Below are 6252 nucleotides of genomic sequence, written 5' to 3' on the forward strand. Positions count from 1 at the left end.
CGGGTGCGGGTGCGGGTGCGGGTGCGGATGAAACCGTTGTCGGGGCTACCGTCGTCGCCGTCGGTGGGGTTGTGGTGGTGGCGGGAGCCGCGGGTGCAGCCTGAGCCGCCGGCGCTACCGTTCCGCACTGAGCGCTGGGCAAGACACCGATCACGCCGGGGTTGAACGAGATCGGCAGCGTTGTGGTCGGCCCCGACACTTTCTGACCCGATACCGCCCGGACGCTTGCGGTATAGGTGCCGCTCAGTGGCGCAGCATTGATCAGTCCACCATTACCGTTCTGCACGTTGTATGTCATGACCGTTCCCATTGCCGCCTTCGTTCCCACGTTGATAACAACGTCGGGCGACCCGGCCTTGGTCAAAACAATCCGATATGTGAAATTTTGCCCCGACGACTTCCACGTCAGTTGAGCCGACGGTGTCAGACCTAGCCCGGGCCGCAGAGTCGTGCACGTCAAGTCAGTGGGTGCCAACACCACTCCGGCACCGACGGTGAAGCTTCCGCTGGACGCTGGTGCGCTGTCGGCACCCCGAGCGAGGGTTGTGGGGGTGTTAGCCGAGGCCAGCCCCAGTGCTCCGATTGTGCTCAACACGGCAAGAACACCCAGCGTTCCCCTACTGTGGCGCCCGGTCGGCTCGGGGGGCGGTTCGACCACGGTCTCATCGCTCGCCTCTTCCTTGCCATTGCCGCGTGCGCCACTCGGACGCCAGGCGATCATCAGTAGGACGCCGACCAACACGCCGCCGGTGAACACGGCCACCGGGCCACTGAGCCAGGTGACGATGTAACCGAGCTTCGGGACGCTGAAGATGACGCGTTTGGCGTCGGAGACCACATAGGTCTCCGTGTCGGCATCGTCATTGTCGTCACCTTTCAGCGTGAGGGTGACCGCGTTCGAGCCCGGCGCTTCCACGGACACGATGCGGTGGGTGATCGCGGTACCGGCGGTGTTGGTGACGTTGACGATGTCGCCGACGCGCAATTCGGTCGCCGGGGTGTCTTTGGCGAGCGCCAGCGCGCCGGTGTCGATGGCCGGCGACATCGATCCCGAACGGAACACAAGAGGAGTTATGCCGAAGAACAGTGCTGCTGCTGTCGCCAGCACGCAGAGCAGACCTGCGATTGCGCCGATCGTCAGAGCGGTTTCGCGAACGACAGCATTGCGCCGACGGCCGGATGGGTCGCCCCCGACGGAGTCAACTGCCTCTTGGGTACCGATCATGCCGCCACCGATACCGCGTCGAAGGTGTAGACGATGTTGCCTGTCACCGGGGGGTCGGGCAACACGGCGGTGGTGGGCAGCGTGACGCTGATGCACAGTTGGTCGGTACCGCCGACGGGAACCGAACGGGTCAAGTTCGGGAACGTTTTGGTTCCGGCCAGACTGTTAACCGTGCTCGCTGTACCCGTGCAAGTTGCTGCGGCATACACCGAGCTGTTCAACAACGTGCCGAGCGCCTGGTTGGTAGCGGTGACTTTGATCGTGTAGTTGAAGCCGATGCTCCCCGAGTTCGACACTACGAGTGGCGCGCTGACTGTAGTGCCCGGGCCCAGATTTGGGCTGGTCAGCGCGGTGGCGAAGGCGGGAGGATTGGCATCGACCGCTGGATTACCCAGTTTGATGTCGATGAGACCTGTCGTGAAGGCCCCGGAGGTGGCCGTGGAAGAATCGTTCCACGCAGCCATGGTCCCGACGGCACCCAGTCCGAGGACGATCCCGATCGACATGAGTGCCCGCGCTCGCGCACCGACGAGTGCCTTCGCCATTGCGCGGCCGCGCACGCGTGCCCCGCTCTGCTTGCCCAGGCTCGCCATCATCGCTCTCCATCTTTCGTTTCGTCGAACGCCGGCACACAGGGCGACGTTGCTCCGCCCTCACCCCACTGCAGAACTACGTCGAGTTCGGCCTGCTTCTTCTGCGTCTCGTCGGTCGCCAGGTCGGACATGTGCACCGTGGCGACCACAGCTCGTTCGCTGCCCGCGGGGATCACTATGTCCGCGCACCTGGCCATTGCGCTGCCCAGTCCTACCGAAAACGATTCCGCTCGTACGGAATCCGGACCGTCCACATGGATCGACAAGTTACCGTCTTCGTCGGTGCCGTTCCGAACTCGAAATTCGGCCGTACGGGTGTCGCCCGGTACCCATCGGATATTGCGGTCGAACATGGGACCCTCCAACGAGGTCGACCACAATCCGTCGTTTTCGCTGTGATCGATGGTCTCCGAGTGGGGTGAACCCGACCCGAGCAGCGCGACGACGACAGCAGCACACAACGCGGTCAGACCTTGCGACACCCGGCGAGTCATGGCGTCGCACTTCCCCGTCGCTTCCTGTGGTCCACTGCAGCGCTGACGAACATCCACAGCGCGTAGAGCCCAAGACCGGATGCAATAACCGTCACCGTGATGGTGCGTTTGTCGCCATTGAGCCAATTATTGGCGTAACCCAGGTAAGGAATCGAGTACCACACTTTTCCGCGGATTTGCTCCTGCTTCACCGGATTTTCGTCGTCGACATCGTTGTTGTCTCCACGCGTGATGAAGGTTCGCTCTCCCGCTCCGCTCTGACGTACTGCGACGATGCGGTGCGTGACCACTTCCGGTTCTCCCGAACGCATTTGATAGGTGATGGGCGAACCAACAGCGATGTCGCGACCCTCGGCTGGTTTGACGACGACGAGGGAACCAGGCGGGTAGGTGGGCTTCATGGAACTGGTGAGAATGGTGTATGGCGTTGCGCCGGCAACGAAGGGAACCACGATGGTCGCGGCCAGTATCGCGATCATTGCTGCGAGGAGCGTGTACGACAGAATGTTCGTCGTCCACCACCACACGCCAGTGTGTTCGTCCGAATTCTCCGCCACATGCTTGTTTCGGTCCGCGCGGACGGCCGGAGTTATACCGGTGTCGTCGTTCATGCCTGGTCCGCTCTGAAGGAGAGTTTGACGGTCGACGTTGCATTCTGAGGCGGGTTGTCTCCCAACGTCACTCGAAAACACCACACTTCGCTGGCACCGGATGCGAGGGGCCTCGCCGACGACTGTGCCGATCCCAGAGGCCCGTCGTACAACGACGTCGCGTTGGTCGGCGCAGCGCCCGCAGGACAATCGGCAACCGCGTTCACGCGCGAAGCCCTGAGCGTCAACGGCAATGCCCCGCTCTGCGAAGCGCTTTGAAGTCGGTAGGTCATAGCGGTGGTTCCCGCGTTCTTGACCGACAGCGGTGCCTGCGAAAAGCGGTTGGGTCCGAGGTTGTTGCCTCCCAGCGAGGTAAGTACGAATTCATTCACCTCCGCGCCGACCGGACCCACGCGGATATCCAGCGTTCCCGAGCGGATGCTGCCGCCGGCTATCACCTGCTCGTCCTGCCACAGCGCGTCCGTCACTTGCGCCGACCCGAAGGCCAGCACAAGGACGGACGCCGCTGCAAAGGCCCATAACCTGCCGTGCTTCATCGCGTTGGTTACGGACGAACCTGCACGAGATCGAGCGTGAAGTTCTCGAGGTTGAGCGTCTCGTTCTGCGCGATCTGGTCGGTGGTCGCCTCATTGAACGTAAAAGTTACCTTGACCTGTACGTCCTGGTCTTCAGACGTGATGCGGGCAGATGTTCCATCTGTCGGTAGTTGAGTCCCACCGGACGTCGCCGTTACCGTCGGCGTTCCGATAGCGGAACGCAAGGCTGCGTCACCGGTGATGGTGGCCGTGTCTGCCTTCAGGTCCGCCAGGAGGTTGTCACCCTCGGCGAGAATGTTGTAGTCGGCGGTGAATTCGATGATGTCACCGGGAACAATTCGGTACGTGACCGGGTCGATCACACTCGCCGCGTTGACATCACCGGAGATTTCGCGCCACACGGGAGTGCCGTCCGGCTCGATGTCGAGTTCACCCGAGGTGATGGTGCCGCCCTCGGTGTCGGTGCTGTCCTGCCACAGTGCGAACGATCCGAGCCCGCCGAGGAGAAGAACTGCTGCACCGCCTGCTGCGACTGCGCCTTTGGTTGCCTTGTTCATACGATCGACTTTCTGTTCACGGCCCGACTGTTTCGGACCCTGCATGGGTGACTTCGATCGTCATCGAAGCGGCCTACGGCCTCCGCACGCGAATGCGATACCCAACTTGTCGAACGCAAACACCGCTTCGTTAGCACTGCGCAAAGAAAAGTCAAAGGGTTTGTTCGCTCCGAAATACCCATCCAAGCGCTGCGCAGCTCCGTTGCACCGATCGTCAATAACGTTGCAACACAACAACAGCCGCTTTATGCAAGATAAAGCGGCTGTTGTTTTCATTAAGCACCTCGAAACCGACCGGTCCCGCGGGATGGAAATGGAAAATCAGAGTCGCAATTCAGGAGCCGAGAATGTCCCTGCGCACGATGGTTTGGTCGCGGCCGGGCCCGACGCCGATGCACGACATGTGCGCACCGGAAAGCTCTTCGAGACGCAGGACGTAATTCTGTGCATTCTGCGGGAGGTCTTCGAACTTGCGGGCGCCGGAGATGTCTTCCCACCAGCCGGGCATTTCTTCGTAGATCGGCTTTGCGTGGTGGAAACCGGTTTGCGTCATCGGCATCTCTTCGAGGCGTTCGCCGTCGACCTCGTACGCGACACAGATGGGGACGGTGTCGAGGCTGGAGAGCACGTCGAGCTTGGTCAAGAAATAGTCGGTAATGCCGTTGACGCGGGTGGCGTAGCGAGCGATGACGGCGTCGAACCATCCGGTGCGACGGGCACGGCCGGTGGTGACGCCGACCTCGCCTCCCTGCTTGGCGAGGTATTCACCGGAGTTGTCGAACAGCTCGGTCGGGAAGGGCCCCGAGCCGACGCGGGTGGTGTACGCCTTGAGAATGCCGAGCACTGTGGTGATCTTGTTCGGCCCGATCCCGGAACCGACTGCTGCGCCGCCTGCGGTCGGGTTGGAGGACGTCACGAACGGATAGGTGCCGTGGTCGACGTCGAGGAGGGTGCCCTGCGAGCCTTCGAGCAACACGGTCTCGCCCCGCTCCAAGGCCAAGTTCAGTTCCAACCTGGTGTCGGCGATGCGGTGCTTGAACTTCTCGGCCTGACCGAGGACCTCGTCGACCACCTGCTGCGGGTCGAGCGCCTTGCGGTTGTAGATCTTCGAGAGCACCTGGTTCTTGAACTCGAGGGCCGCTTCGACCTTCTGCGTCAGGATGTTCTCGTCGAGAACGTCGGCAGCGCGGACGCCGACGCGAGCGAATTTGTCCTGGTAGCAGGGTCCGATACCGCGGCCGGTGGTGCCGATCTTGCGGGCTCCGAGGAAGCGTTCGGTGACCTTGTCGATGGCCACGTGGTACGGCATGATCAGGTGCGCATCGGCGCTGAGCAGCAGTCCGGAGGTGTCCACGTCGCGGTCTTCGAGGCCCTGCAGTTCGGTCAGCAGCACGCCCGGGTCGACGACGACGCCGTTGCCGATGATGTTCTTCACGCCGGGCGTCAGGATCCCCGAGGGGATCAGGTGGAGGGCGAACTTGTCGCCGTTCGGAAGCACCACGGTGTGCCCGGCATTGTTGCCGCCCTGGTATCGGACGACCCATTGAAGTCGTTCGCCGAACAGATCGGTGGCTTTGCCTTTGCCCTCGTCGCCCCACTGGGCGCCGATCAGGACTATCGCCGGCATGTGCTCTCCTGGTGTTTCTTCGCGTGCAATGACATGAGCGGAGGTTGCTGCCAGGTGTGCAGGCAGGCCGGGGCGTCAGTCTAGCCGAGGCGATGCGTCACCCGTCATGGCGCTACGGTGGTCTCGGACAAGAGCACGTCATGCGCTCGAGGGGGCACGCCCCGAGCAGTCGGCCGATTTGGGGAGCACTGTGACACCGTTCGTCCTGCAATGCGGAAACCCGCCGCTGCCGATCTCGCTGACGGACGTACCACTCACCTCGGCGTCGAGCGTCCCCACCGACGACGAATGCGCCTCGCTGTTCTCCGACATCGGCACTGCGAAAGACCCCCGCGTCATCGTTCTGGGTAACGACGCCTCGCTCGCGGCAGTTCTGACGCGCCTCATGCGGACGGAACGACTGCACTTCGAGGTCGCGTTCGTCCCTGAGGCCACGACGGCCGCAGCGCATATTTACCGACTCGGTACGGGGTCGCGCGCGGCGAAAGTCGCCATCACCGGTACTGCGAGCCCGACGCCGCTGATTCGCGATGACGCAGGCAAGGTCGTCGTGGGGCACGCGCTTGTCGAGGGCCCGGCCGGTGGATCGCTCGAGGGCGAGGCCTACGT

7 protein-coding genes and 1 pseudogene are annotated in these 6252 nt (G+C 62.7%); 1 reads left to right on the plus strand and 7 read right to left on the minus strand.

Annotation, left to right across the window (positions count from 1 at the left end):
* From WBQ44_RS07740 to WBQ44_RS07770, 7 genes are all read right to left on the minus strand, one after another.
* On the minus strand, window positions 1–1225 hold a 1225-nt coding region (locus WBQ44_RS07740), incomplete at its 3' end, for a signal peptidase I (protein WP_495566133.1).
* The gene (locus WBQ44_RS07745) at window positions 1222–1821 is read right to left on the minus strand and encodes a SipW-dependent-type signal peptide-containing protein (protein ID WP_495566134.1); all 600 of its coding nucleotides are present in this window, start codon (window positions 1819–1821) and stop codon (window positions 1222–1224) included. The genes WBQ44_RS07740 and WBQ44_RS07745, both read right to left, overlap by 4 nt.
* Window positions 1818–2312, minus strand: coding sequence for a phosphoheptose isomerase family protein (locus WBQ44_RS07750; protein ID WP_495566135.1), 495 nt, complete (start codon window positions 2310–2312; stop codon window positions 1818–1820). Before WBQ44_RS07750 ends, WBQ44_RS07745 begins: the two co-directional genes overlap by 4 nt.
* Complete coding sequence (locus WBQ44_RS07755) at window positions 2309–2923, minus strand: signal peptidase I (RefSeq protein ID WP_495566136.1); 615 nt, start codon at window positions 2921–2923, stop codon at window positions 2309–2311. The genes WBQ44_RS07750 and WBQ44_RS07755 overlap by 4 nt, the downstream gene beginning before the upstream one ends.
* On the minus strand, window positions 2920–3390 hold the full coding sequence (locus WBQ44_RS07760) for a hypothetical protein (protein ID WP_495566137.1): 471 nt from the start codon (window positions 3388–3390) through the stop codon (window positions 2920–2922). The genes WBQ44_RS07755 and WBQ44_RS07760 overlap by 4 nt, the downstream gene beginning before the upstream one ends.
* A 77-nt stretch (window positions 3391–3467) precedes the next feature.
* Window positions 3468–4016, minus strand: coding sequence for an alternate-type signal peptide domain-containing protein (locus tag WBQ44_RS07765; RefSeq protein WP_495566138.1), 549 nt, complete (start codon window positions 4014–4016; stop codon window positions 3468–3470).
* A gap of 334 nt (window positions 4017–4350) precedes the next feature.
* The gene (locus WBQ44_RS07770) at window positions 4351–5643 is read right to left on the minus strand and encodes an adenylosuccinate synthase (RefSeq protein WP_495566139.1); all 1293 of its coding nucleotides are present in this window, start codon (window positions 5641–5643) and stop codon (window positions 4351–4353) included.
* A 190-nt stretch (window positions 5644–5833) separates the two neighbouring features.
* Here WBQ44_RS07770 and WBQ44_RS07775 point away from each other — a divergent pair.
* Window positions 5834–6252 (plus strand): annotated as a pseudogene (locus WBQ44_RS07775) (hypothetical protein); the annotation flags it as partial.

It is taken from the genome of Rhodococcus sp. (in: high G+C Gram-positive bacteria), assembly GCF_049591685.1.
GTDB lineage: Bacteria > Actinomycetota > Actinomycetes > Mycobacteriales > Mycobacteriaceae > Rhodococcoides.

Coding starts and splice junctions, on each gene's coding strand:
- WBQ44_RS07770 (WP_495566139.1), bottom strand. CDS start 5,643: ATGCCGGCGATAGTCCTGATCGGCGCCCAGTGGGGCGACGAGGGCAAA.
- WBQ44_RS07755 (WP_495566136.1), bottom strand. CDS start 2,923: ATGAACGACGACACCGGTATAACTCCGGCCGTCCGCGCGGACCGAAAC.
- WBQ44_RS07765 (WP_495566138.1), bottom strand. CDS start 4,016: ATGAACAAGGCAACCAAAGGCGCAGTCGCAGCAGGCGGTGCAGCAGTT.
- WBQ44_RS07745 (WP_495566134.1), bottom strand. CDS start 1,821: ATGATGGCGAGCCTGGGCAAGCAGAGCGGGGCACGCGTGCGCGGCCGC.
- WBQ44_RS07750 (WP_495566135.1), bottom strand. CDS start 2,312: ATGACTCGCCGGGTGTCGCAAGGTCTGACCGCGTTGTGTGCTGCTGTC.